The organism is Yersinia thracica, assembly GCF_902170565.1.
In the GTDB taxonomy this organism is placed as follows: Bacteria; Pseudomonadota; Gammaproteobacteria; order Enterobacterales; family Enterobacteriaceae; genus Yersinia; species Yersinia thracica.
Genome location: NZ_CABHXX010000008.1, coordinates 58,354 through 82,610, shown reverse-complemented (window position 1 = coordinate 82,610; position 24,257 = coordinate 58,354). Strand labels below are relative to the sequence as shown.

Genomic DNA, 24,257 nt, shown 5'->3' with positions numbered 1-24,257 from the left:
CTTTTAGCGCTTTTTCAAAATCGAAAGATTGAGTCATATGTCATTCCTCTTTTTAAATACTTTAGCGGAATGACACAGAATTTCTAATACTCCCAAGAGCAATTCAAATGCTACATAGATAATTATCTACTTGTTTATTTAATCGATATTAATGGGTTACCCATAGCCGTCATAACGCAACATAAAAACATCTCAATAAGTCCCCTATTGGATTCGCTTCTTGGCAATATCATAAGCTTTTTCAGCTTCCCGTTTACCAACAGCAACGATCCAAATCACAATCTCCTCATCGATAACTTGGTAAATTAACCGAAAGCCAGATGCGCGTAATTTTATTTTGAAACAACCAGCCAGATCACCGTGCAAACGTGCTGACTCAATATAGGGATTTTCCTGTAATTTTCTTAGTTTCTTTTTAAATTGCTCTCGGATAGTTTTATCTAGTTTGTGCCATTCTTTTAATGCCCGTTCGTCAAAGTCGATATTAAAGGTCATCAATATTTACTCTGATACGCTTTGCAGGATTTTTCAAACGTTCACGGACAACAGCCAAAATATCAGCATCCTCATCTTGATTACTGACCATGACGGATACTTCTGAAAAAGGCAGCTTTTCGTTCTCTGCAACATAACGTAGGAACAGGCGTAATGCATCAGAAGGCGAAAGATTCAGTTTTTCAAACGCCTGATATGCACTTTTCTTCAGTTCATCATCCACACGAATTTGGATAGTACCCATTTTAAAAATCTCCTGTAATGACATTTGTAATGCAGTATAGCGCATTACAAATGTAGTGCAATAGATGAGGCTACACCCAATATTGTTCATACTTATTACTCGGGCGATATCCGTGTGTTAAACATAATAGTGAACACCACACCTGTAACGCCTTTATAAACATTAATATATTATCATTCCGGAGAATCCTTTCCGCTGAAATGATAAGGCACCACATACCCATCGCGGCACCTATCCAAATAATCCGCCCACCATTGCACCATGAGTCTTCTTTCATCCATATGTTCGGCTTTGTGGATATAGGCCGCACGGACATTGTTACGTTCCTGATGGCTCATCTGCCGTTCTACTGCATCACGTGACCACATACCTGATTCAACCAAAGCACTACAGGCCATTGTTCTGAAGCCATGACCGCAAACTTCTGTTTTGGTATCGTATCCCATACGGCGTAACGCATTATTAATGGTATTTTCACTCATGGGTCGGTTGGGATAGTGATCACCAGGGAACACCAGATTTTCATCTTGGGTTAATGTCTTAATTTTCTCAAGAACGGCAATAGCTTGCCTGGATAATGGCACCAAGTGAGGAGTTTTCATTTTTGAGCCTCGGTGCGAGTATCTAACCTTATCGATAACTTCCCTCTCTGCCGGTAGTGTCCATAAGGCTCTTTCCAAATCGATTTCATCCCATCTGGCAAACCGCAGTTCACTTGAACGAATAAATACCAACAGACATAGCTTTACCGCCATCCGGGTCAATGGCCTGCCACAGTAGTAATCCATGCGTAATAACAACTCAGGGAGACGTTCTAGCGGGAGCTCCGCACGGTGAGTTGCCTTACGGGTAACTAAAGCACCTGCGAGGTCTTGTGCCGGGTTATATTCGATTAAACCGTTCTGGACAGCGTAGCGCATCACACAGGTAATCCGTTGTTGCAGTCGTGCGGCCACATCTAATTTTCTCGTCTGCTCAACCACTCTTAAAGGGGCAAGTAGATCACGGATTTTTAGCTCATCGATATTTCGCTGACCAATAGCAGGAAACAAATACATCTCGAAGTAGCGCAGAACGCGCTCAGAATGCTGTGCAGACCATTTCTTGTTACTGGCATGCCAGTCGCGTGCAACCAACTCAAAGGTATGCGTATTTTGTATAATATCTTTTTCTTGTTCACGCTTGTTTGTCGGGCTAATGCCTTGCGCGATCAGTGCTTTCGCTTTATCACACTCAGCTCGAGCCTGCCCTAAGCTGATGGCAGGATAACCACCAAAAGCAATGCGGCTTTCCTTTCCATTGATACGGAATTTAAGGTACCAGAGCTTAGTTCCACGAGGTTGTATCTGTAGATAGAGTCCTTGAGCATCAGTGAGTTTATAAGCTTTATCGCGAGGTTTGGCATTTCGAATTGCGGCATCAGTCAGCGCCATTGGGGGTCACATCCATATAGAACCCAGAAAGCGCTCACTATGCTATTGGAGTGTTATGGCTGTCAACGGGTGATAAAGGCAAAATTTAAACTGACTTTCCTACAAAAAAATTATGTTAATCAATGATATTACTAAAAACGATAGTGCCTAATTATCTCTGCACAAAGGACACCCCAAAAATGTCCTTTGTAAAGAGATACTCCCCGATGCTACAACCTACCCCGCTAAGATCTTCACAAAGGCTGATACCACCTATATCTGACGCATATTTGGGGGTCACAAATTTTCCGAACCGAGCTGACCCCCATTTTGACCCCCAGTGATGATGGCTGCTAATGGACGTAGAAATACCAGAATGGAGAAGTGGCAAAAATCACCAGAATGTTAGATGCTGTTTTATATAGACTTTTACGGAAGATAATGGACTTTGCTGAACGACAGGCAAAAAAAAGCCACCTTGCGGTGACTTGATTTTCATACTAATGGTGCCGAAGGCCGGAATCGAACCGGCATGCCTCGCGGCGGTTGATTTTGAGTCAACTGCGTCTACCGATTTCGCCACTTCGGCACTGAAGTAGTATGCGGAGAACGAGGTGAATTATACCTACCCGAAGTCCGCATGCAACTGTTATCCCACCAAGTTTAGTCTAAGTGTTGAAAAAACCACCATCAACGCCGTTTTAGCAGCAAATAAACACTGATTAGGAGGAAAAGTATACTCGGTAACAGCGCGCCGATGACCGGAGGGATGCTGTAAACTAAGCTAAGTGGGCCGAAAATTTGATCCAATACATAGAAAACAAAACCAAAGAAGATACCGGTAACCACCCGAACCCCCATTGGCACACTGCGTAATGGACCAAAAATAAATGACAGCGCCATCAGCATCATCACGGCAACCGAGAATGGCGCAAATATCTTGCCCCACATATTTAGTTCATATCGGCTCGACTCTTGCCCACTTTGTCGCAGGTATTTGCTGTAATCATGCAATCCGCTGATAGAAAGCGAATCCGGATTCATAGCGACCACCCCCAACTTCTCTGGTGTTAGGTTAGTTTTCCACTCACCGGTTAGTGTCTGTGAGCCAGTCACTTTATTTGGATTGCTTAAATCAGATTCATCAACCTGCGATAAGCGCCACAGATTGTCTTCAAACGTTGCCGTGGCGGCATAACGAACCGAAAGCAGACGATCCTGTTGATCAAAATGATAAATATTGACCCCTGTTAGCTCGTTATCACCCGACACTCGCTGGATATAAATAAAGTCGGAACCGTCTTTCGCCCATAAACCAGTTTGCGTCGATAATAATGACCCCCCGTACATCTGCTGTGCACGGAAGTTACGCGCCATCTGCTCACCTTGCGGGGCAACCCATTCACCAATAGCCATAGTCAGTAACACTAATGGAATCGCGGTCTTCATTACCGAAGCGGCGATTTGCATGCGGGTAAAACCTGATGCTTGCATCACCACCAATTCACTGCGCGTAGCTAAAGTGCCCAGGCCCAACAATGCACCTAACAGCGCCGCCATCGGGAAGAATATCTCGATATCCTTAGGGATACTTAGCAAAGTGTACATGCCCGCAGAAACCGCAGAGTAATCGCCCTGCCCGACTTTGCGTAACTGATCGACAAACTTGATAATGCCGGACAACGATACCAGCATGAATAAGGTCATCAGGATGGTATTGAGGATAGTCCGTCCGATATAGCGGTCTAATACACCAAACATCAGGCAGCACCTCTCAATCGAGCACGTAACTTACGAGCCGGCAGGCCATCCCACAGGTTCAATATCACCGCCACCGCAAAGTACACACCGTTCACAGTCCACATCCAAATCAAGGGGTCCAACTTGCCACCACTTGCATTAGAGCGCAGGGAGCTTTGTAACAAGAAGAAAATCAAATAGAGCAGCATGGCGGGCAACATACTCAGAACACGGCCCTGACGCGGGTTGACTACACTGAGCGGCACCACCAGCAATGCCATAATGATCACCGATACAATAAGCGTCAGACGCCAATGAAACTCCGCACGCGCATCAAGTTTGCTCGAGTCCCACAGCTGTTTCATGGTCATCTGCTCAGCGACATTATTGTTTTGCTGTACTTCCTGATGACCAATAATAGCCTGGTAATCGACAAAATCGGTGATACGGAAGTCGCGCAACAATGCCGTGCCTTCATAGCGGGTGCCTTTGTTTAGGATAACCACTTGTGAGCCGTCCGGCCGTTCGGTCATATGGCCGCTGTCTGCTACCACGACAGAGGGGCGTTGATTACCGTTTGGCCGCAATTGTGCCAAAAATACACGGTTAAACTCTTTGCCCGTCACATTACCGATAAATAAGGCTGAATTGCCATCTGTTGAAGACTTAAACTGCCCACCAGCCAGAGCAGCCAGGCTAGGGTTAGCTCTGGCGTCATTCAGTACTTCGTCTTGATGTTTAGAAGACCAAGGGCCAAGCCAGATAGTGTTGACCGCTGCCAGCGCTGAAGTTATCAGTGCCAGAATTAATGCAGCCATAATCAAGGATTTTTTGCCCATGCCGCAGGCATGCATTACGGTGATTTCACTCTCCGTGTACAATTTACCTAGCGTCATCAATAAGCCAAGGAATAAGCTTAATGGTAGGATAAGTTGTGCCATTTCCGGCACACCGAGCCCTAAAAGGGATAAAACCAAGTTTGTGGGGATTTCACCGTCGACCGCAGCGCCCAATATCCGTACTAACTTCTGGCTAAAGAAGATTAATAGCAGGATGAACAGAATCGCAATTTGGCTCTTAAGTGTTTCCCGTACCAGATATCTAATGATGATCACGCTAATACGCCTGTGAAAACTTGTCTTTTTGCAGGAAAATCGATAGTTTCATCGTTAATCCGCCATTTATTCTCATCATATGGCAACCTTCACAGCTAAAATAGTATTACAGCATCTAGCGTTTAGGTGTCCTATAGGAACATGCTTATAGTCGCCAAAACAAAACAACTTATGCCGTTAAGGTTAACACACGTCGTTAACACAACGGAGAGAGATCGTTGCGGAGTGCTACATTCTAGCGGTAGCTCCCGCCTTTGTCTTTAAGATTCAGGAGAGTGCATGGAGTTCAGTGTAAAGAGCGGCAGCCCGGAAAAACAGCGCAGTGCCTGTATTGTAGTCGGCGTTTTCGAACCCCGCCGTCTATCTCCCATTGCCGAACAACTCGACAAAATTAGTGATGGCTACATCAGCGCTTTACTGCGCCGTGGTGAACTTGAAGGCAAAGTCGGGCAGACGCTGTTACTGCACCATGTGCCGAATATTCTCTCCGAGCGCATCTTGTTAATTGGCTGTGGCAAAGAGCGAGAGCTTGATGAGCGCCAGTACAAGCAAGTGATCCAGAAGACCATCAATACCCTTAATGACACCGGCTCAATGGAGGCTGTTTGCTTCCTCACTGAACTGCATGTTAAAGGCCGCAATACTTACTGGAAAGTGCGCCAAGCGGTAGAAACAGCGAAAGAAACGCTTTATACCTTTGATCAGCTTAAAAGCAATAAAACCGAGCCTCGTCGTCCGTTGCGCAAAATGGTGTTCAATGTGCCAACCCGCCGCGAACTGACCAGCGGTGAGCGCGCCATCCAGCATGGTCTGGCAGTGGCATCTGGCATTAAAGCGGCTAAAGATTTGGGTAATATGCCACCCAATATTTGTAATGCCGCCTATCTGGCCTCGCAAGCGCGCCAGTTGGCCGATGCATTCAGCACCAACATCATCACCCGCGTGATTGGTGAGCAGCAAATGAAAGAGCTGGGAATGCACTCTTATCTCGCTGTTGGCCATGGTTCGCAGAATGAATCATTGATGTCAGTGATAGAATATAAAGGTAATCCAAACCCGGACGCTAAGCCAATTGTGCTGGTGGGCAAAGGGTTGACCTTCGACTCCGGCGGTATTTCGATTAAACCTGCCGAAGGTATGGACGAAATGAAATACGACATGTGCGGCGCGGCAACTGTCTATGGCGTGATGCGCGTGGTGGCTGAGCTGCAATTGCCATTGAATGTCATTGGTGTGCTGGCGGGCTGTGAAAACATGCCGGGTGGCCGTGCTTATCGCCCAGGTGATATCCTCACCACCATGTCTGGCCAGACTGTTGAAGTGTTGAATACTGATGCCGAAGGCCGCCTGGTGCTGTGTGATGCATTGACCTATGTCGAGCGTTTCGATCCAGAACTGGTGATTGATATCGCGACACTGACGGGTGCTTGTGTTGTGGCATTAGGCCATCACATCACCGGTTTGATGTCGAATCACAATCCATTGGCTCACGAACTGATTGGGGCGTCTGAACAGGCCGGTGACCGCGCATGGCGCTTGCCGCTGGGTGATGAGTTCTATGAGCAGTTGGATTCCAATTTTGCCGACATGGCGAATATTGGTGGCCGTGCTGGTGGCGCCATTACCGCGGGCTGTTTCTTGTCGCGCTTTACTCGTAAATATAGCTGGGCGCATCTGGATATCGCGGGTACAGCATGGCGTTCGGGCAAGAACAAAGGCGCAACTGGCCGGCCGGTCGCGTTGTTATCCCAGTTCTTGCTTAACCGCGCAGGGCTAAACGGCGACGATTAATCGTTTGATGTATTCCATTTGATATACACCCAAAGTAATTGGGGTTGCAGGTAGGCGGCAAACGAACTCATCCCGATGAGCTTACATCAGTAAGTGATTCGGGTGAGTGAGTGCAGCCAACACCCCTGCGGCGTCAAGGACGAAGGGTGCTGAGAACCTATGAAGAACGCCACCTTTTATCTGCTTGAACACGACACGCCCGCGGGTGAGCTGCGCGCTCATGAAGCGTTGGCCTGCGAGATCGCGGCTGAACGTTGGCGGGCAGGCAAACGGGTGCTGATCGCCTGTGAAAATCAGGAGCAAGCCCAACGGCTAGATGAAGCCCTGTGGCAACGGGCACCTGAGCAATTTGTGCCCCATAATCTGGCCGGTGAAGGGCCAAAGTATGGTGCGCCAGTCGAACTGGCGTGGCCGGAACGACGCGGAAATTCTCCTCGCGACCTCCTGATTAGCCTGCTGCCTGAGTTCGCAGGTTTTGCCACCGCTTTCCATGAAGTGGTAGACTTCGTTCCTTACGAAGAAAATTTGAAACAGTTGGCGCGCGACCGATATAAGTCTTATCGCAGCGTCGGCTTCCACTTGACCACGGCAACGCCGCCAACTAATTGAAATAAAAAGAAAATGGAAAACACACCTTCTAATATCGACAAAACTGAGCCGTCCCTCGATAAAACATACAGCCCACAGGAAATCGAACAGCCGCTGTATGAACACTGGGAAAAACAGGGTTATTTCAAGCCGAACGGCGATACCAGCAAAGAAAGCTACTGCATCATGATCCCGCCGCCGAACGTCACCGGCAGTCTGCATATGGGCCATGCGTTCCAACAAACCATCATGGATACCTTGATTCGCTACCAACGCATGCAGGGCAAAAATACCTTGTGGCAAGCCGGAACCGACCATGCCGGTATCGCGACCCAAATGGTGGTTGAGCGCAAAATTGCTGCTGAAGAAGGCAAAACTCGCCACGATTACGGCCGTGAAGCGTTTATCGACAAAATTTGGCAGTGGAAAGGCGAATCTGGCGGCACCATTACTCGCCAAATGCGCCGTCTGGGTAACTCTGTGGATTGGGAGCGCGAGCGTTTCACCATGGATGATGGCCTGTCCAATGCGGTTAAAGAAGTGTTTGTCCGCCTGCATAAAGAAGATCTGATTTACCGTGGCAAGCGCCTGGTGAATTGGGATCCGAAACTGCGCACCGCTATTTCTGATTTGGAAGTGGAAAACCGCGAATCCAAAGGCTCTATGTGGCATCTGCGTTATCCGCTGGCCGATGGTGCCAAAACAGCCGAAGGCAAAGATTATCTGGTGGTCGCCACCACCCGTCCGGAAACGGTGCTGGGTGATACCGGCGTGGCGGTAAACCCAGAAGATCCGCGTTATAAAGATCTGATCGGCAAAGAAGTGATCCTGCCACTGGTGGGCCGCCGCATTCCGATCCTCGGTGATGAACACGCCGATATGGAAAAAGGCACCGGCTGTGTGAAAATCACGCCAGCGCATGACTTTAATGACTATGAAGTGGGTAAGCGCCACGCGCTGCCGATGATCAACATTCTGACTTTCGACGGCGATATCCGTACAGAAGCCGAAGTCTTTGATACCAATGGCGAAGCGTCCGATGCTTGCAGCGGCGCAATTCCAGAACAGTTCCAAGGTTTGGAGCGCTTTGCTGCCCGTAAAGCCGTGGTGGCTGAATTCGATAAACTCGGCCTGCTGGAAGAAGTTAAAGCGCACGACCTGACGGTGCCTTATGGCGACCGTGGCGGCGTAGTTATTGAGCCGATGCTGACCGACCAATGGTATGTTCGCACCGCTCCACTGGCTAAAGTGGCCATCGAAGCTGTCGAAAACGGCGAGATCCAATTCGTACCGAAACAGTACGAAAATATGTATTACTCATGGATGCGCGACATTCAGGATTGGTGTATTTCCCGCCAATTGTGGTGGGGTCACCGCATTCCGGCCTGGTATGACGAGCAGGGTAAAGTTTACGTCGGCCGCGATGAAGCCGAAGTGCGCCGCGAAAATAATCTGGGCGCCGATGTGGCCTTGCGTCAAGATGAAGATGTACTGGATACCTGGTTCTCATCTGGCCTGTGGACTTTCTCCACACTGGGCTGGCCAGAGCAAACCGAAGCACTGAAAACTTTCCACCCGACCAGTGTTGTGGTCAGTGGCTTCGACATTATTTTCTTCTGGATTGCCCGCATGATCATGCTGACCATGCACTTTATGAAGGATGAAAATGGTAAGCCGCAGGTGCCGTTTAAAACCGTGTATATGACCGGCCTTATCCGCGATGACGAAGGGCAGAAAATGTCCAAGTCGAAAGGTAACGTTATCGACCCACTGGATATGGTTGACGGCATATCACTGGAAGAGTTGCTGGAAAAACGTACCGGCAACATGATGCAGCCGCAACTGGCAGAGAAAATCCGCAAGCGCACCGAGAAGCAGTTCCCGAACGGCATTGAGCCGCACGGTACTGACGCCCTGCGCTTTACGCTGGCAGCTTTGGCCTCGACTGGCCGTGATATCAACTGGGATATGAAGCGCCTGGAAGGTTATCGCAACTTCTGCAACAAGCTGTGGAACGCCAGCCGTTTCGTGCTGATGAACACCGAAGGGCAAGATTGCGGGCAGAATGGCGGCGAGATGGTGCTGTCACTGGCTGACCGTTGGATTCTGGCCGAATTTAATCAGACGATCAAAGCCTACCGCGAAGCAATGGACACTTACCGCTTCGATTTGGCGGCCGGTATTCTGTATGAATTTACCTGGAATCAGTTCTGTGACTGGTATTTGGAACTGACCAAGCCGGTGATGAACAGCGGTTCTGAAGCTGAACTGCGTGGAACTCGCCATACTCTGATTGAAGTTCTGGAAGCCCTGCTGCGTCTGGCACACCCAATCATTCCTTACATCACAGAGACTATTTGGCAGCGGGTTAAAACCCTGAAAGGCATTACTGCGGATACTATTATGTTGCAGCCTTTCCCGGAATATGACGCCAGCCAGGTGGATGAAAAAGCCCTAAGCGATTTGGAATGGATCAAGCAAACCATTATTGCGGTGCGTAATATCCGGGCTGAAATGAACATCGCGCCAGGTAAACCGCTGGAAGTGATGCTGCGCGGAGCCAGTGCTGAAGCTCAGCGCCGTGTGCTGGAAAACCAGAGTTTCATCCAGTCGCTAGCCCGTTTGTCTTCTCTCACTCTGTTAGCTGACGGTGATAAAGGCCCGGTATCTGTGACCAAATTGGTTGAAGGTGCAGAGGTGTTGATCCCAATGGCTGGCCTGATTGATAAGGCCACCGAACTGGAGAGGCTGGCAAAAGAAGTGGCGAAGCTGGAAGCCGAGATTGAGCGCATCGAAAGTAAATTGAGTAATGAAGGTTTTGTGGCGCGCGCGCCAGAAGCCGTGGTTGCCAAAGAGCGCGAAAGAATGGCGGCCTGTGCTGAAGCCAAGCAGAAGTTAATTGAACAACAGGCGACTATCGCCGCACTGTAATTCAATCTGACATGAAGTAAGCACTCACTGGGGGCCATAATCATTTGGTCTCCAGTTTTTTTTACCATTGCATTTAATTCGAGTTGTCGGAAGGCGGCCAATGCACATACAGCTTGAAGTATGGCGGGTATAGATGGTATTACAGATTATAACTAAGTTATTACCTTTGGGTTTATAGAGCATGACCACAGCCACACCTATCCGCCTGTTGGTGCGCCCCATCCTCGCCGCAGACAATCTCGCTATCGCCAATGTCATCCGCGAAGTTTCAGCTGAGTTCGGCTTAACCGCCGATAAAGGCTATACCGTGTCGGACCCTAATTTGGATCACTTGTATGAGCTGTACAGCCAGCCACGCAGTGCTTACTGGGTGATTGAAGTGGATGGAAATATTGCGGGCGGCGGTGGCGTGGCACCTTTGTCTGGTGGCGAAGCTTCCCTTTGTGAGTTGCAGAAAATGTATTTTCTACCCATATTGCGCGGTAAAGGGTTAGCAAAACAATTGGCATTACAAGCGCTTGAGTTTGCCCGCCAGCAGGATTTTAGTCACTGCTATCTGGAAACGACAGCGAGCCTGACCAGTGCTGTAGGTTTATACGAAAGATTAGGTTTTGAGCATATCAATGGCCCGATGGGAAACACCGGTCATGTTGATTGCGAAGTCACGATGTTGAAAACATTATGATAATTCAGGGCGCATTAAGCGCCCTGATAATATTAACTGGCAAATGCCGCTAACACAGCTATAGCGCCGACAACAAAAGGGATTCCTCAACGTCATTGGCGCTACAGCAAGGCAGCAAACGAGCAAATCCCGATGAGCTGACTCAAGTCAGTGACTCGGGTGAGTGAGAGCAGCTAACACAGCTATAGTGTCAAGGACGAAGAGGAATTTAGTGGCGCTTGCCGTCGTCATCTTCATCCACTAAGTCTTCGTCGTCAAACTCGCCGTCTTCATCATCTTCGCCGTTTGGATCTTCGTAGTAAGTGCCCCAACCGTCGTAATTCACACCACAAGTTTCAGCCAAAGCAATCAGCTGTTCAACCTGCGCATCAATAATTTCAGCATTGAGAGCAACTTCGCTGATCACATCACAGCACATCACCATTGAGCCGTCTTCTATTTCCAGCTCTTCAGCATCGGTCACTTCATAACCCAGCTTGAATGCTTCAACAGCCGCTTTCTCCAGAACTTCGAATTTCTCAGCAGAAAGATGGTGTTCAATGGTGTACAGCGCATCAGGATCACTGCCATCGTCCAGCAGTTCTTCGATGATCAGGCGGGTCTCGTCACGTTGTTCGTCCAGCATTTCGCGGTTTGCCATGCCTTTATCCTCAGTCAATGGGCTTAGTATGGCGCTATTTTCCCACACCCACGCTATTGCCTCCACTATAAACGAGAAAGATTTATTGATTAGGGTTGTATTTGAATATTTATACGTATAAATTGAATTTAAATTCAGATTAACCCTTCGGGATGAAAAAGATGAACACGATAAGTCAGTTCTATAAACGTCACTTTCTAAGGTTATTAGATTTTACTCCCACCGAGATTATAGCTCTGCTCGATTTGGCCGTTGAGCTGAAGAAAGCCAAGAAATCCGGCTGTGAGCAACAAAAACTGGTCGGTAAGAATATCGCGCTCATCTTCGAAAAAGACTCGACTCGTACTCGATGCTCTTTCGAAGTTGCCGCATATGATCAAGGTGCGCGCGTGACTTACCTCGGCCCGGGGGGAAGCCAAATTGGGCATAAAGAATCAATTAAAGATACTGCCCGAGTATTAGGCCGCATGTATGACGGCATTCAGTATCGTGGTCACGGCCAAAAGGTGGTTGAAACACTGGCAGAATTTGCGGGCGTACCGGTATGGAATGGCCTGACAAATGAATTTCACCCAACCCAATTACTGGCCGACTTGCTGACCATGCAGGAGCACTTACCGGGTAAGCCATTGAGTGAAATGACATTTACTTACTTGGGTGATGCCCGCAACAATATGGGTAACACGATGTTGGAAGCTGCTGCACTGGTCGGGATGGATTTGCGGTTAGTCGCGCCAAAAGCATGTTGGCCGGAGGCCGAGCTGGTGGCGGTTTGTCAGGAACAGGCCAAAAAGACTGGCGGTAAAATCACACTGACAGAAGATATTGCCGAGGGCGTAAAAGGTGCCGACTTCCTGTATACCGATGTTTGGGTCTCGATGGGCGAACCGAAAGAAGTGTGGCAAGAGCGTGTTGCCCTCTTAAAACCTTACCAAATCAATATGAATGTAGTGAAACTGACCGGCAATCCGCAGGTTAAATTCCTGCACTGCTTACCCGCATTTCACGATGACCAAACCACCGTCGGCAAACAAATGGCGGAACTTTATGACTTACCGGGCGGCATGGAAGTCACTAACGAAGTGTTTGAATCCGCGCATAGTATTGTGTTCTCTCAAGCAGAAAACCGCCTGCACACCATCAAAGCCGTGATGGTCGCGACATTGGGCAAGGCATAAAAACACTCAATTTTTTGCTGATGAATCGCTCCATCAATAGGCGTTATTGGCGCAGATAGTTTGGGCGCAACCAGCGCGGAGAAAACGGAGCGTACACGTAGTACGTGAGTATTTCGAGCACTGCTTGCGTCCAAAATAGCAAGTAAAATAGCCTATTTTACAGATACCTTCACAACAGCTTTGCGCACGTTTGCAGGCTCACCCACCGCACATAATGGCTTATGCACTTCGCCTGGGTAAAACACCACAAAATCACCGGTTTTCATCACAAACTGCTTCTCATCAACCCCCGCCGGTAAAAAGGCGATATCTTTATCTGCTAACCAGTCGGTGTCGGGTTTGCCAGCAGGTAAGTTACTGAAAGTCATCCCCTCGACACCCGCCAGGATTATCTGAATATCCAGATACTTAGCATGATATTCCGCCCGGCGATTTTCCAGATAGTCGGTGCAGTCATTGGAAATCAATACAAACATATTATTACCATCAATATCGTGTTTGCCCAATGGGGTTTCTGCGGTGATGTGGCTTTTCACATATTCAATAGCTTCTTTTAATTGCGCAGGTAAATAAGGCACTAATTCCAAATGATGAATGTTTCCGGTGATCATGCTGTTCCCTTTCTTATAAATTAAATGAAATGACGTTTCATTATAACCATTTCATTCTTTATTGAGTGAGAAGTCTCTGACATTTATTCATACCGACCACGGGTTTAAATCACCTCAGAATCATTACTTTTTTATAAAGTTTTTTTATCACTAATTGTTATAACAAATAACTGTTGAGACTTTGACCACAGACAGCAAAGCTATTATCGTGAGAAAATGCGATGAAATAGTTTTAAAAACAATAATTTCCGCGCAATGTTTACAATTTTAACCCGCTATCCATACTCAATATATCGATAGTCATGATCCATTTCAGGGAGTCCCAATGAAAGCTAAAATTCTGTCATTATTGGTTTTGACAGCACTATCTGGCAGTGCCTTTGCGGCAACACCGCCAGATACGCTGGTTGTCGTGCAATCCCTGGATGATATCGTTAGCCTTGATCCGGCTGAAAGTAATGAACTCTCCAGTATTCAGACCGTGCCAAGTCTCTACCAACGCCTGGTACAGGCCGATCGTGATAATCCGGCAAAAGTCGTGCCTATTCTTGCTGAAAGTTGGCAGGGTGATGCCGCCGCCAAAACTCTTACAGTGAAATTGCGTCCAGACGCGGTATTCTCATCCGGTAATCCGGTGAAAGCGGATGACGTGATTTTCTCCTTTACTCGCGCGGTCAAAATGAACCGTTCACCTGCCTTTATCCTGAATGTATTGGGCTGGGATCCGAGTAATATCGATCAACACGTGAAAAAGATCGATAACAATACCGTGCAACTGAGCTGGGGCGCAGATGTCAGCCCTGCGGTGGCACTGAATATTTTATCAACGCCGATCGCCTCCATTGTTGATAAAAAAGCCGTGACCGCTAATGTTAAAGATGACGATTACGGCAATGCCTGGTTGAAAATGCATTCAGCCGGTAGTGGCCCATTCAAAATGCGTGTTTATCAGCCGCATCAGGCCATCGTACTGGATGCTAACCCGACGTCACCTGGCGATAAGCCACTGATTAAAAATATCATTATTAAAAACGTGCCCGATCCAAGTGCTCGCCGTTTGCTGATTCAGCAAGGTGATGCTGATATCGCCCGTGAATTAGGGCCAGACCAAACTGCGGCACTGAAAACTCAGGCGGGTGTTAAAGTTGTCGAAATCCCGTCTGCCGAACAAAACTATTTGGTCTTTAACACCGCCAACCAAGCGAATCCGCTGTTAAGTAGACCTGAATTCTGGCAGGCTGCCCGCTATTTGGTTGATTATCAAGGCATTACCAAAGATTTGCTGAAAGGCCAGTATTTCGTGCATCAAAGCTTCCTGCCGGTCGGTTTGCCGGGCGCGTTGGAAAGCAATCCGTACACCTTTGACCCGGCTAAAGCCAAAGATATTCTGACAAAAGCCGGAATTAAAGATGCCACGCTGACTCTGGATGTGGAGAACAAACCGCCATTCATTACCATTGCACAGTCGTTGCAAGCCAGCTTTGCTCAAGGTGGTGTGAAATTGGTATTACTGCCAGCCGCAGGTAGCCAGGTTTATGGCCGCGTGCGTGCCAAACAGCATCAGTCGGCTATCCGTCTGTGGATCCCAGATTATTTTGATGCGCACTCTAACGCCAGCGCCTTTGCCTATAATGACGGCAAGAGCAGCACTGTGGCCGGTTTGAATGGCTGGGTTATTCCTGAGCTGAATAAACAAACACTGGCGGCAGTCGCTGAGTCCGATCCGGCCAAACGCATCGAGCTTTACACTCAGTTGCAGGAAGAACTGCAAAAGAACTCGCCATATATCTTTATTGATCAAGCCAAAGCACAAGTTGTGCTGCGAGATAATGTAAAAGGCTACCAACAAGGTCTAAATGCCGATATGGTCTATTATGATCGAGTGAGCAAATAGTCCTGATATATCGATAAATATATTTATAAATAGTGAGTTGCTCGTTAATGTCTGTAGCACTAAATCAAACGCCGGGAACCTTATCTCGGCGTCGTCTTTGGGGGTTTTTACAGGGATTATTGACCCTGGCCCTGACCTTGTTCGGTCTACTGGTTATCACCTTTTTCCTGTCGGCGCTGTCGCCGGTGGACCGGGTGTTGCAAATCGTGGGCGACCACGCCAGTGAGGCCACTTATCAACAAGTTAAACAACAACTTGGGCTGGATAAATCTTTGCCAGTGCAGTTCTGGCATTATCTGGAGCGGCTGGCCCATGGTGATCTGGGTATCGCCAGCGCCAGCGGTCAGCCGGTATTGCAAGATCTGCTAACGGTTTTCCCGGCCTCATTGGAACTGGCAACATTATCGCTGGTGATTGGCGCGGCACTGGGGGTTATCCTCGGCTTGTTGTGCGCCCGCTGGGCCGGTAGCAAACTGGATGCCACGATCCGCTTTATCACATTGCTGGGGAACTCGGTGCCTATCTTCTGGCTCGGTCTGTTGATGCTGTTGCTGTTTTATGCACGGCTGCAATGGAGCCCCGGCCCTGGCCGCCTCGATGATATTTATCAATATACCGTGGAAGCCAAAACCGGTTTTGCCCTGATTGATACCTGGCGCTCCGGTGATGCCGGTGCCTTTGGCAATGCCGTCGCCCATTTGATCTTGCCGGTTGCCCTGCTCTCTTACTACGCGCTTGCCAGTATTACTCGCCTGACGCGCTCGGCCTGTCTGAGTGAGTTGAATAAAGAATACATCACGCTGGCAAGAGCCAAAGGCGCGGGTGAGATGCGTATTTTACTCACCCACGTGCTGCCGAATATCCGCGGCACTTTGCTGACAGTGATTGCGCTGGCCTATACCAGCATGTTGGAGGGTGCAGTGTTAACCGAAACTGTCTTTGCCTGGCCGGGCATTGGCCGCTACCTCACCAGCGCGCTGTTTGCCGGCGATACCACCGCCATTATGGGCGGGACACTGCTGCTCGGTATGTGCTTTATTTTGATTAACAATGTAACGGATCTGCTGGTCCGCTTGCTGGATCCGAGAACGCGCTGATATGCCAATGACAAAATTCTTCCATGCGCTGAAACGTTCGCCCTCCACCAGCATCGGGCTGTTTATTCTCTCCTTGCTGGTGTTCATCGCGATTTTCGCCCCGTGGCTGGCGCCCTTTGATCCCAACTGGCAAAACGCGGCTGACCGCCTGCTAGCGCCGGGTCGCGGCCATTGGTTGGGGACTGACAGCTATGGCCGCGATATGCTGTCGCGCCTGATTTACGGCACGCGCCCAACCTTGGGGCTAGTGCTGCTGGTGACCGTGATAACCCTGCCGCTGGGTTTGCTGGTCGGAGTGCTTTCCGGCTATTACGGCGGCTGGCTCGAACGTATTCTGATGCGCGTCACTGATGTGGTGATGTCGATGCCGCGTCTGATTCTGGCTTTTGCTTTCGTCGCCATGCTCGGCCCCGGTTTAATTAACGGCGCACTGGCATTGGCGCTGACCACCTGGCCGGCCTATGCCCGTCAGGCCAGAGCCGAGATTCAATTACTGCGTAAAAGTGATTATCTGGCCGCCGCTGAAATGATGGGAATCAAAGGGTTGCGGCTGCTGTGGGGCCATATTCTGCCGATGTGCCTCCCCTCGGCGGTGGTGCGGCTGGCATTGGATTTAGCGGGTATTATCCTGGCTGCGGCAGGTCTTGGCTTCCTCGGGTTAGGTGCTCGCCCGCCCATGTCAGAATGGGGATCTATGGTCGCCGATGGCATGCAGGTTATTTTTGACCAATGGTGGATTGCCGCTATTCCGGGCTGCGCTATCTTACTGAGCAGTATGGCATTTAATCTGTTAGGCGACGGCCTGCGCGATATTTTGGACCCTCACCATGACTGATAAAATTTTTGCCGTCGACAACCTCTGTGTCGATTTCCAACAACAGCGGGTGGTGGATAATATTTCATTCCATCTCGGCCACGAGCGGGTTGCGCTGGTGGGTGAGTCCGGTTCGGGCAAATCCATTACCGCCCGAGCTTTGATGGGGTTAGTGCGCGCGCCGGGCAAAGTCAGTGCCAAAAAGCTGAGTTATTATGCGGATAATACCGACGAACAAGGCAATTCTGGTCAAGTTATTGAACACGATTTATTGCAGTTGAAACCGAAGCAATGGGGCGCATTACGTGGCAGTGAAATTGCCATGGTGCTGCAAGACCCGCGCTATGCACTGAATCCGGTACGCACCGTGGGGAAACAAATTGAAGAATCTCTGCTGCTGCATAATGCGCTTTCTGGTGCGGATACGCGCGAGCGGGTGTTAAATGCGCTCGCCTCGGTCGGGCTAAATGCCAGTGCCTGGCACAGTTATCCCGGCCAACTTTCGGGTGGCATGGGCCAACGCGCGATGTTAGCCATCGCTTTGGTGAATAACCCACGGGTATTGATTGCTGATGAACCCACCTCCGCATTGGATGCCAAACTGCGCAACCAAATATTGGAGTTAATTGTCGAGCAAACTGAGCAGCGCAATATGAGTTTGTTGCTAATCAGCCACGATCTTCCGCTCGTTGCCGAGCATTGCCATCGGGTGTTGGTGATGTATCAGGGGAAACTGGTGGATCAAGGCGCGGCGGCTGACTTACCCCATTCAACTCACCCTTATACCCATACTTTGTGGGCTTGCCGCCCGAATGCCAGCACCTATGGCACTGATTTGCCAGTATTAGATCGCAGCGCTGATTTCTCTGGAGGTTCCCGTGGCACTGATTGAAGTCAAAAATTTACAGGTCAGTTTTGCCCAAAAAAATCAGTTGAAAACGGCGGTTGAGTCGGTCAGTTTTACCGTTGAAGAGGGTGAGACTTTCAGTCTGATTGGCGCATCTGGCTGTGGTAAATCCACCGTGTTACGCACTCTGGCGGGTTTGCAGCGCGAGTGGCAAGGCGAGATAACCTTGCTGGGCCAACCTTTGCAACCAGGGCATCGTTTTACCGGCCAACTGCGCAAAGAGGTGCAGATGGTGTTCCAAGACCCTTATGCTTCTCTCCATCCCCAGCATAATATTCAGCGTACACTGGGTGAGCCGCTAAAGATTCATGGCGAGCAACATATTCAGCAGCGAATTGATCAAGCTTTAGAGCTAGTGGGCCTACCGGCTTCGGCGGCACAGCGCTACCCTCATCAATTCTCCGGCGGCCAGCGCCAGCGGATTGCCATCGCCCGCGCCCTGTTATTGCGGCCCAAGCTGCTGTTGCTGGATGAGCCGACCTCAGCATTAGATATGTCAGTTCAGGCGGAAATTCTCAACCTACTCAATCACTTGAAACGCGAACACGGCATGACTTATTTGTTGGTCAGCCACGACAGTGATGTGGTCGCACATATGTCCGAGCGCGCAGCCATGATGGAAAGTGGGAAGATTGTGAGGGAGTTTACGCGGCGGGATCTTGAGTTAGCGGAACATTTTATGGGGTAGCACTTTATAGGACAACAAAGGTCATTCAGTCCCCGGCAAAACCGGGTGCAGAATGCTATCGAAACATAAGATAGCGGTAAAGAACCCGTTCCAAATCTTGTTTCATACTGACAAAAGCCAGTATTTCCACTGTTTGCCCGTCATAGTCATAGATGACGCGGTACTCACTGTCGGGATCCAGCCGCTCACGCAATTGCACACCGCTATCTGATAGCATTGAGTTAAAACGATAGCGGGCCGGATCTTCATTGATTGCTGTTATTGACGATATCAATAAATTATCAACAAACTCCCCAGCCTCGACGGCCCCCATAGTGCCGCTTTTAAAAGATTCGATGTCCTTAAGAGTCCATTCTGCTGCCGGTGATATAATTATTTGGGGCATTCCTAACCTCAATATTATTTACTTGCGCGCAGCACACAGCTTTCTTAGCGTTTCTTCCGGTGACATCCCTTGCTGGTTTTTAATATCCTGTTTAGCCAACATAACCAGCTTCAGCAGGGCATTTGATTGGCGCTCAAGATGACGTTCCCTCATCTCCGCCTCCCTTTCTGCTGCGGGTTGGACAAACAGCTCAGCAACGCCATTTTTTGTGACGAAAACGCCACCGTCAAAAAGTTCAGGCGATCCCAGCCCCTCTCTCGCTGCTTTTTGAGACATTGTGGTGGCCATAGTCATTTCTCCTTCAATTGCCAATCATGCTTCAAGCAAGCTAACATCCGCTCAGCGAAATATCAAATTTATACTAAATTTGTACACGCACAATACCATCAACTAAAACCCTTTAATCACCGCCACCACATCCTGAACATAGCGATCCAGAGTTTCCTCCTCCATGGCATTGGCTCCTTGCACCAACAATGGCGGGAGGAAATCCATGCCCGTCATATTGGCCATTGCGTGGAAGGGCAATAACAAATCCAAGGCCGGGTAACGGTTATAACCCTGTGAGCTGTAAGCCTGTTCATTGCCACCGGTCGACACCACCAGTTGCAATGGCTTGCCGCGCAATTTGTCCCCGCTACTGCCATAAGCAAAGCCGTAAGTTAACACCGCGTCCTGCCATTCACTTAAAATGGCCGGTGAGCTATACCAGTAAAACGGAAACATCATCACAATCACATCATGGGATTCCAGTAGTTGCTGTTCACGCGCCACATCAATGTGAAAATCCGGATACTCACGAATCAGCTCATGCACAGTGAGATTCGGTAGCGGGCGAAGGGTCTCTATTAACCGGTGGTTGATACGGGATTCATCCGGCTTACGATGGGCTGTCAACACTAAAATACGCGGCATAACACATTCTCCAACAGGTTTAATAACGCTATCTTTTCATTTTCAGTGCCGTCAGTGTAGGCTGTTATCTGTCACATCAATTTCAATCTAAGGTATCAACCCATGTCGCTGCCTGTTGATATTCACCGTTTATTGCCCGCATTTCTAAGCGCCGCCCAAAGCGAGAATTTTTCTGTCGCCGCCCGCCAATTAGGAGTCACCCCCGCCGCTGTCAGTAAGAATATCCGCGTGCTAGAAGAAAAATTGGCGCTGCGCCTGTTTCAACGCAATACCCATAGCGTGGTGCTGACTGATGAGGGTAAAACCTTATTAGCGCGGGTTGCCCCCCTTTGGCAGGCGCTTTCACACACTCTGGACACAGCACGCAATGATGAACAACATCCCAGCGGCACGGTTCGGGTCAGTTTAATCCCCGGTTTTGGCCGCCAACGATTAATGCCGCTGATTCCCGAATTTATGGCGCGCTATCCGCTGATTGATTTAGATCTCTCACTGGAGGCCAGAGTGGTTAATTTGGTCGGAGAAGGATTTGATGTGGGGATCGGCACCCATATTGATCCCGATAGTCGCTTGATTGCCCGTCAGTTTTACCCAATGCAAATGGTGCTGGCAGCCAGCCCCGCTTATCTGGCGCGCTATGGCACCCCCAGCAGCCCGCAGGATCTCTATCAACATCAGTGTTTGCTACACCGCAACCCATCAACAGGCCGAATAGTTAAATGGCTGCTGCAACACAATAATGAAGTGCAGTCTATTGAGCCATCGGGCCGTTTGGTGATTTCACAACCCGAGGTATTAATGAATGCTGCGCTGGCCGATATGGGAATAACCTATGTGGCACAGTGGCATGCAGAACCCCATTTTGCCGACGGTAGTTTGGTGCCAGTGTTAGCTAATGACTGGCCCGCGCCGGTTCCCCTGTGGCTTTATTATGCCTCTGCTGATTTACCTTCGCGGGTGCGAGTTTGGGTCGATTTTCTGCTTGAGCATTTCCGCCCACAGAATCTCTGACTCATGTCGTTTTGTGCAAGAAATCGGCATAAAAATGCCTATTTTTAAGTGCTATGAACAGGGAGTAACCTAACGCCGCTTTCCTTGTCCTAAGTCAAACTTGTTTACCACCACCTATATATAGTGCTTATGTTGAGTGAAACACCTATATGTAGTAGTTATCCACAAAATCATCCACACCCCCTCGCAGCCCTTATGTGCTGCGGGTTGCCTTGTGGATAAGATTGTATTGTTGATAATCCTACGCGGCAGGATACAGGAGCGACATCGTGAAAACAGTAGTGATTAAACGGGACGGTTGTCAGGTACCTTTTGATGAGGTGCGAATCAAGGAAGCGGTCGAGCGCGCAGCGCTGGCGGTTGGCGTGGTAGACGTAGATTATTGTGCAACTGTTGCTCGTGTGGTCGCTCAGACGATGGAGAACCAGCCGAAAGTTGATATCCGCGACATCCAAACTGCGGTAGAAAACCAACTGATGGCCGGTCAATATAAGCAACTCGCCCGAGCTTATATCGAGTATCGCCATGACCGGGATATCTCGCGCGAACTACGTGGTCGCCTAAATCAGGAAATTCGCGGTCTGGTAGAGCAAAGTAACCAAGCGCTGCTGAACGAAAATGCCAATAAAGACAGCAAAGTCATCCCCACTCAGCGGGATCTGCTGGCCGGTATTGTCGCGAAACATTACGCCAAACAACATATTTTGCCACGGGATGTGGTCTTGGCTCATGAACGGGGTGAAATTCACTATCATGACCTGGATTACGCGCCATTCTTCCCAATGTTTAACTGCATGCTGATTGACCTTGATGGCATGCTGACACAGGGCTTTAAAATGGGTAACGCGGAAATTGAGCCGCCAAAATCCATTTCTACCGCCACCGCTGTGACCGCTCAGATTATTGCGCAGGTCGCCAGCCATATTTATGGCGGCACAACCATCAACCGTATTGATGAAGTCCTTGCGCCATTTGTCACTGAAAGCTTTAACAAACATAAGGCTGTCGCCGAAGAGTGGCAGATCCCCGATGCCGCCGGTTATGCTATGTCGCGCACTGAAAAAGAGTGCTATGACGCATTCCAATCACTGGAATATGAAGTCAATACCCTGCATACCGCCAATGGTCAGACGCCGTTTGTCACTTTCGGCTTCGGGCTGGGCACTAGCTGGCAATCGCGCATGATTCAGCAGGCGATTCTGCGTAATCGCATTGCCGGTTTGGGCAAAAATCGCAAAACCGCGGTGTTCCCGAAACTGGTTTTTGCTATCCGTGATGGTCTGAACCATAAATTTGGCGATGCCAACTACGATATCAAACAGTTGGCGCTGGAGTGCGCAACCAAGCGCATGTATCCGGACATTCTCAATTATGATCAAGTGGTTAAAGTTACTGGCTCTTTCAAAACGCCCATGGGTTGCCGCAGCTTCTTGGGGGTGTATGAAGAAGATGGCAAGCAAATCCACGATGGCCGCAACAATCTTGGAGTGATTAGTCTTAACCTGCCGCGTATTGCATTGGAAGCCCAGGGCGATGAAGAAAAATTCTGGCAATTGCTGGATGAGCGCCTGTTGTTAGCCAAGAAAGCCCTGATGACCCGCATTGCACGTCTGGAAGGGATCAAAGCCCGCGTGGCACCTATCCTCTATATGGAGGGAGCCTGTGGGGTGCGCTTGCAAGCGGATGATAATATTTCAGAAATCTTTAAAAATGGCCGTGCATCTATCTCTCTGGGCTTTATTGGTATTCATGAAACAGTTAATGCCCTGTTTGGTCATCAGGCACATGTCTTTGATGACGAAAAATTACGTGAAAAAGGCGTGGCTATCGTCGAACGCATGAGACAAGCCACTGATAACTGGAAAGAAGAAACCGGCTACGCCTTTAGTTTGTACAGCACGCCAAGTGAAAACCTGTGTGACCGCTTCTGCCGCCTGGATACCGCAGAATTTGGCGTAGTCGAGGGTGTCACCGACAAAGGCTATTACACCAACAGCTTCCATCTGGATGTTGAAAAGAAAGTTAACCCGTATGACAAGCTGGACTTCGAAGCACCTTATCCACCATTGGCTAACGGCGGTTTCATTTGTTACGGCGAATACCCGAACTTGCAGCACAACCTCAGAGCGCTGGAGGATGTCTGGGATTACAGCTACAGCCGAGTGCCTTATTACGGCACCAATACGCCGATTGATGAATGTTATGAATGCGGTTTTACCGGCGAATTCTCCTGCACCAGCAAGGGTTTCACTTGCCCGAAATGTGGTAATCATGAGCCGTCGAAAGTGTCGGTCACCCGCCGGGTGTGCGGTTATTTGGGCAGCCCGGATGCGCGGCCCTTTAACGCCGGTAAGCAGGAAGAAGTGAAGCGCCGCGTTAAGCATTTGGCGAACGGACAACTGGGCTGATTACTCTATTAGGTTTATTAACACATTGAATTATCATCAATATTATAGTGTCGATGTCATCAACGGCCCTGGCACCCGCTGCACGCTGTTTGTCTCCGGCTGTGTGCACGAGTGTGTGGGCTGTTATAACAAAAGCACCTGGCGACTGAATTCGGGTAAACCCTTTACCCAAGAAATGGAAGATCGGATTGTTGTGGATCTGAATGACTCGCGCATCCGTCGGCAAGGGCTATCCCTCTCCGGCGGTGATCCGCTACATCCGCAAAATCTGCCCGCCATTCTGCAACTGGTAAAACGTGTGCGCCAAGAGTGCGACGGCAAAGATATTTGGGTCTGGACCGGCTATACACTGGCTGAACTGACCACCGAACAGCAGCAAGTGGTTGATTTAATTAATGTGCTGGTCGATGGTAAATTTGTGCAAGATCTCAAAGACCCTTCACTTATCTGGCGCGGCAGCGGTAATCAGGTTATTCATCATTTACGGTAATGTATTTTCGCCATTCTGCGCACTGCCCGAGTCCAGAATGGCGACCCATCTTTCCTCTTAATATCCGCCCAAAATACACTTCCCCTGCGAAAACCGCGTTATCAACCCGGTAAAACTTCATCATTCCGCCATCTCAGCTTAACCCTACTGTCATTAAAAACCGCCAGCATAGCGGTGAGAAAACTTACGGGCTATCACCATGACACTCCGCCACCTGC

Annotated in this window: 23 protein-coding genes and 1 tRNA gene; 13 read left to right on the top strand and 11 right to left on the bottom strand. The window is 49.2% G+C overall.

Annotated elements, in window-relative coordinates:
• Positions 1 to 204 precede the first annotated feature (204 nt).
• The 6 genes from FTA91_RS01265 to lptF all read right to left on the bottom strand — a co-directional run bounded on the left by FTA91_RS01265 (position 205) and on the right by lptF (position 5,006).
• Positions 205 to 495 carry a type II toxin-antitoxin system RelE family toxin gene (locus tag FTA91_RS01265; protein WP_145582797.1) on the bottom strand — a complete coding sequence of 97 codons (291 nt, stop codon included), beginning with the start codon at positions 493 to 495 and terminating at the stop codon, positions 205 to 207.
• Positions 485 to 739 (bottom strand): type II toxin-antitoxin system RelB/DinJ family antitoxin, encoded by a 255-nt coding sequence (locus FTA91_RS01260; RefSeq protein WP_145582795.1) that lies wholly within the window; start codon positions 737 to 739, stop codon positions 485 to 487. The genes FTA91_RS01265 and FTA91_RS01260 overlap by 11 nt, the downstream gene beginning before the upstream one ends.
• Before the next feature lie 173 nt (positions 740 to 912).
• Positions 913 to 2,172 carry a tyrosine-type recombinase/integrase gene (locus FTA91_RS01255; protein WP_145582794.1) on the bottom strand — a complete coding sequence of 420 codons (1,260 nt, stop codon included), beginning with the start codon at positions 2,170 to 2,172 and terminating at the stop codon, positions 913 to 915.
• Between the two features lie 483 nt (positions 2,173 to 2,655).
• A tRNA-Leu gene (locus FTA91_RS01250) sits at positions 2,656 to 2,740 on the bottom strand.
• Between the two features lie 101 nt (positions 2,741 to 2,841).
• Entirely contained in the window at positions 2,842 to 3,912 is a 1,071-nt protein-coding gene (gene lptG / locus FTA91_RS01245; RefSeq protein ID WP_050114436.1) for an LPS export ABC transporter permease LptG, read from the bottom strand.
• On the bottom strand, positions 3,912 to 5,006 hold the full coding sequence (gene lptF, locus FTA91_RS01240) for an LPS export ABC transporter permease LptF (protein ID WP_050114437.1): 1,095 nt from the start codon (positions 5,004 to 5,006) through the stop codon (positions 3,912 to 3,914). Before lptF ends, lptG begins: the two co-directional genes overlap by 1 nt.
• A 279-nt stretch (positions 5,007 to 5,285) precedes the next feature.
• Here lptF and pepA point away from each other — a divergent pair, with 279 nt between their 5' ends.
• From pepA to FTA91_RS01215, 4 genes are all read left to right on the top strand, one after another.
• The gene (gene pepA / locus FTA91_RS01235; RefSeq protein ID WP_004389286.1) at positions 5,286 to 6,797 is read left to right on the top strand and encodes a leucyl aminopeptidase; all 1,512 of its coding nucleotides are present in this window, start codon (positions 5,286 to 5,288) and stop codon (positions 6,795 to 6,797) included.
• Positions 6,798 to 6,956: 159 nt separating this feature from the next.
• Positions 6,957 to 7,406, top strand: coding sequence for a DNA polymerase III subunit chi (locus FTA91_RS01225; RefSeq protein ID WP_005186594.1), 450 nt, complete (start codon positions 6,957 to 6,959; stop codon positions 7,404 to 7,406).
• Between the two features lie 12 nt (positions 7,407 to 7,418).
• On the top strand, positions 7,419 to 10,316 hold the full coding sequence (locus tag FTA91_RS01220) for a valine--tRNA ligase (RefSeq protein ID WP_050114438.1): 2,898 nt from the start codon (positions 7,419 to 7,421) through the stop codon (positions 10,314 to 10,316).
• Positions 10,317 to 10,497: 181 nt separating this feature from the next.
• Positions 10,498 to 11,001, top strand: coding sequence for a GNAT family N-acetyltransferase (locus FTA91_RS01215; protein WP_050114439.1), 504 nt, complete (start codon positions 10,498 to 10,500; stop codon positions 10,999 to 11,001).
• A gap of 208 nt (positions 11,002 to 11,209) precedes the next feature.
• Here the strand turns inward: FTA91_RS01215 and rraB are convergent, their stop codons facing one another.
• The gene (rraB, locus tag FTA91_RS01210) at positions 11,210 to 11,641 is read right to left on the bottom strand and encodes a ribonuclease E inhibitor RraB (RefSeq protein ID WP_050114440.1); all 432 of its coding nucleotides are present in this window, start codon (positions 11,639 to 11,641) and stop codon (positions 11,210 to 11,212) included.
• Between the two features lie 170 nt (positions 11,642 to 11,811).
• Here rraB and argF point away from each other — a divergent pair, with 170 nt between their 5' ends.
• Positions 11,812 to 12,819 (top strand): ornithine carbamoyltransferase, encoded by a 1,008-nt coding sequence (gene argF / locus FTA91_RS01205; protein ID WP_072082609.1) that lies wholly within the window; start codon positions 11,812 to 11,814, stop codon positions 12,817 to 12,819.
• A 152-nt stretch (positions 12,820 to 12,971) separates the two neighbouring features.
• On the opposite strand, the gene FTA91_RS01200 is transcribed toward argF, so the two are convergent.
• Positions 12,972 to 13,430, bottom strand: coding sequence for a NanQ anomerase/TabA/YiaL family protein (locus FTA91_RS01200; protein WP_050114442.1), 459 nt, complete (start codon positions 13,428 to 13,430; stop codon positions 12,972 to 12,974).
• 325 nt (positions 13,431 to 13,755) lie between these two features.
• Between FTA91_RS01200 and FTA91_RS01195 the strand changes: the two genes are divergently transcribed.
• From FTA91_RS01195 to FTA91_RS01175, 5 genes are read left to right on the top strand one after another with little or no spacing between them, the layout of a single operon-like run.
• Complete coding sequence (locus FTA91_RS01195) at positions 13,756 to 15,324, top strand: ABC transporter substrate-binding protein (RefSeq protein WP_050114443.1); 1,569 nt, start codon at positions 13,756 to 13,758, stop codon at positions 15,322 to 15,324.
• Positions 15,325 to 15,371: 47 nt separating this feature from the next.
• The gene (locus FTA91_RS01190) at positions 15,372 to 16,421 is read left to right on the top strand and encodes an ABC transporter permease (RefSeq protein WP_145582792.1); all 1,050 of its coding nucleotides are present in this window, start codon (positions 15,372 to 15,374) and stop codon (positions 16,419 to 16,421) included.
• Between the two features lies 1 nt (position 16,422).
• Positions 16,423 to 17,256, top strand: a complete 834-nt coding sequence (locus tag FTA91_RS01185; RefSeq protein WP_050114445.1) for an ABC transporter permease — start codon at positions 16,423 to 16,425, stop codon at positions 17,254 to 17,256.
• Positions 17,249 to 18,127 (top strand): ABC transporter ATP-binding protein, encoded by an 879-nt coding sequence (locus FTA91_RS01180; RefSeq protein ID WP_050114446.1) that lies wholly within the window; start codon positions 17,249 to 17,251, stop codon positions 18,125 to 18,127. Before FTA91_RS01185 ends, FTA91_RS01180 begins: the two co-directional genes overlap by 8 nt.
• Entirely contained in the window at positions 18,114 to 18,830 is a 717-nt protein-coding gene (locus FTA91_RS01175) for an ABC transporter ATP-binding protein (RefSeq protein WP_050114447.1), read from the top strand. The genes FTA91_RS01180 and FTA91_RS01175 overlap by 14 nt, the downstream gene beginning before the upstream one ends.
• 55 nt (positions 18,831 to 18,885) lie before the next feature.
• On the opposite strand, the gene FTA91_RS01170 is transcribed toward FTA91_RS01175, so the two are convergent.
• The 3 genes from FTA91_RS01170 to FTA91_RS01160 all read right to left on the bottom strand — a co-directional run bounded on the left by FTA91_RS01170 (position 18,886) and on the right by FTA91_RS01160 (position 20,130).
• Entirely contained in the window at positions 18,886 to 19,215 is a 330-nt protein-coding gene (locus FTA91_RS01170) for a type II toxin-antitoxin system RelE/ParE family toxin (RefSeq protein ID WP_050114448.1), read from the bottom strand.
• Positions 19,216 to 19,233: 18 nt separating this feature from the next.
• A complete protein-coding gene (locus tag FTA91_RS01165) occupies positions 19,234 to 19,503 on the bottom strand; it encodes a hypothetical protein (protein WP_145582790.1) in 270 nt (89 codons plus the stop codon).
• Positions 19,504 to 19,605: 102 nt separating this feature from the next.
• Complete coding sequence (locus FTA91_RS01160) at positions 19,606 to 20,130, bottom strand: NAD(P)H-dependent oxidoreductase (protein WP_145535175.1); 525 nt, start codon at positions 20,128 to 20,130, stop codon at positions 19,606 to 19,608.
• A gap of 102 nt (positions 20,131 to 20,232) precedes the next feature.
• Here FTA91_RS01160 and FTA91_RS01155 point away from each other — a divergent pair, with 102 nt between their 5' ends.
• The 3 genes from FTA91_RS01155 (at position 20,233) to nrdG (ending at position 24,039) form a co-directional block, all read left to right on the top strand.
• The gene (locus FTA91_RS01155; RefSeq protein WP_145535178.1) at positions 20,233 to 21,141 is read left to right on the top strand and encodes a LysR family transcriptional regulator; all 909 of its coding nucleotides are present in this window, start codon (positions 20,233 to 20,235) and stop codon (positions 21,139 to 21,141) included.
• A gap of 269 nt (positions 21,142 to 21,410) precedes the next feature.
• Positions 21,411 to 23,549, top strand: a complete 2,139-nt coding sequence (nrdD, locus tag FTA91_RS01150) for an anaerobic ribonucleoside-triphosphate reductase (RefSeq protein WP_050114452.1) — start codon at positions 21,411 to 21,413, stop codon at positions 23,547 to 23,549.
• A 25-nt stretch (positions 23,550 to 23,574) separates the two neighbouring features.
• On the top strand, positions 23,575 to 24,039 hold the full coding sequence (gene nrdG, locus FTA91_RS01145) for an anaerobic ribonucleoside-triphosphate reductase-activating protein (protein WP_050114453.1): 465 nt from the start codon (positions 23,575 to 23,577) through the stop codon (positions 24,037 to 24,039).
• The last annotated feature ends 218 nt before the right edge of the window (positions 24,040 to 24,257 follow it).

Bases quoted from the DNA above. Each gene is read 5' to 3' on its own strand.
- FTA91_RS01265 (WP_145582797.1), bottom strand. From the start codon at position 495: ATGACCTTTAATATCGACTTTGACGAACGGGCATTAAAAGAATGGCAC.
- FTA91_RS01260 (WP_145582795.1), bottom strand. From the start codon at position 739: ATGGGTACTATCCAAATTCGTGTGGATGATGAACTGAAGAAAAGTGCA.
- FTA91_RS01255 (WP_145582794.1), bottom strand. From the start codon at position 2,172: ATGGCGCTGACTGATGCCGCAATTCGAAATGCCAAACCTCGCGATAAA.
- lptG (WP_050114436.1), bottom strand. From the start codon at position 3,912: ATGTTTGGTGTATTAGACCGCTATATCGGACGGACTATCCTCAATACC.
- pepA (WP_004389286.1), top strand. From the start codon at position 5,286: ATGGAGTTCAGTGTAAAGAGCGGCAGCCCGGAAAAACAGCGCAGTGCC.
- FTA91_RS01225 (WP_005186594.1), top strand. From the start codon at position 6,957: ATGAAGAACGCCACCTTTTATCTGCTTGAACACGACACGCCCGCGGGT.
- FTA91_RS01220 (WP_050114438.1), top strand. From the start codon at position 7,419: ATGGAAAACACACCTTCTAATATCGACAAAACTGAGCCGTCCCTCGAT.
- FTA91_RS01215 (WP_050114439.1), top strand. From the start codon at position 10,498: ATGACCACAGCCACACCTATCCGCCTGTTGGTGCGCCCCATCCTCGCC.
- rraB (WP_050114440.1), bottom strand. From the start codon at position 11,641: ATGGCAAACCGCGAAATGCTGGACGAACAACGTGACGAGACCCGCCTG.
- FTA91_RS01200 (WP_050114442.1), bottom strand. From the start codon at position 13,430: ATGATCACCGGAAACATTCATCATTTGGAATTAGTGCCTTATTTACCT.
- FTA91_RS01195 (WP_050114443.1), top strand. From the start codon at position 13,756: ATGAAAGCTAAAATTCTGTCATTATTGGTTTTGACAGCACTATCTGGC.
- FTA91_RS01190 (WP_145582792.1), top strand. From the start codon at position 15,372: ATGTCTGTAGCACTAAATCAAACGCCGGGAACCTTATCTCGGCGTCGT.
- FTA91_RS01185 (WP_050114445.1), top strand. From the start codon at position 16,423: ATGCCAATGACAAAATTCTTCCATGCGCTGAAACGTTCGCCCTCCACC.
- FTA91_RS01180 (WP_050114446.1), top strand. From the start codon at position 17,249: ATGACTGATAAAATTTTTGCCGTCGACAACCTCTGTGTCGATTTCCAA.
- FTA91_RS01170 (WP_050114448.1), bottom strand. From the start codon at position 19,215: ATGCCCCAAATAATTATATCACCGGCAGCAGAATGGACTCTTAAGGAC.
- FTA91_RS01165 (WP_145582790.1), bottom strand. From the start codon at position 19,503: ATGGCCACCACAATGTCTCAAAAAGCAGCGAGAGAGGGGCTGGGATCG.
- FTA91_RS01160 (WP_145535175.1), bottom strand. From the start codon at position 20,130: ATGCCGCGTATTTTAGTGTTGACAGCCCATCGTAAGCCGGATGAATCC.
- FTA91_RS01155 (WP_145535178.1), top strand. From the start codon at position 20,233: ATGTCGCTGCCTGTTGATATTCACCGTTTATTGCCCGCATTTCTAAGC.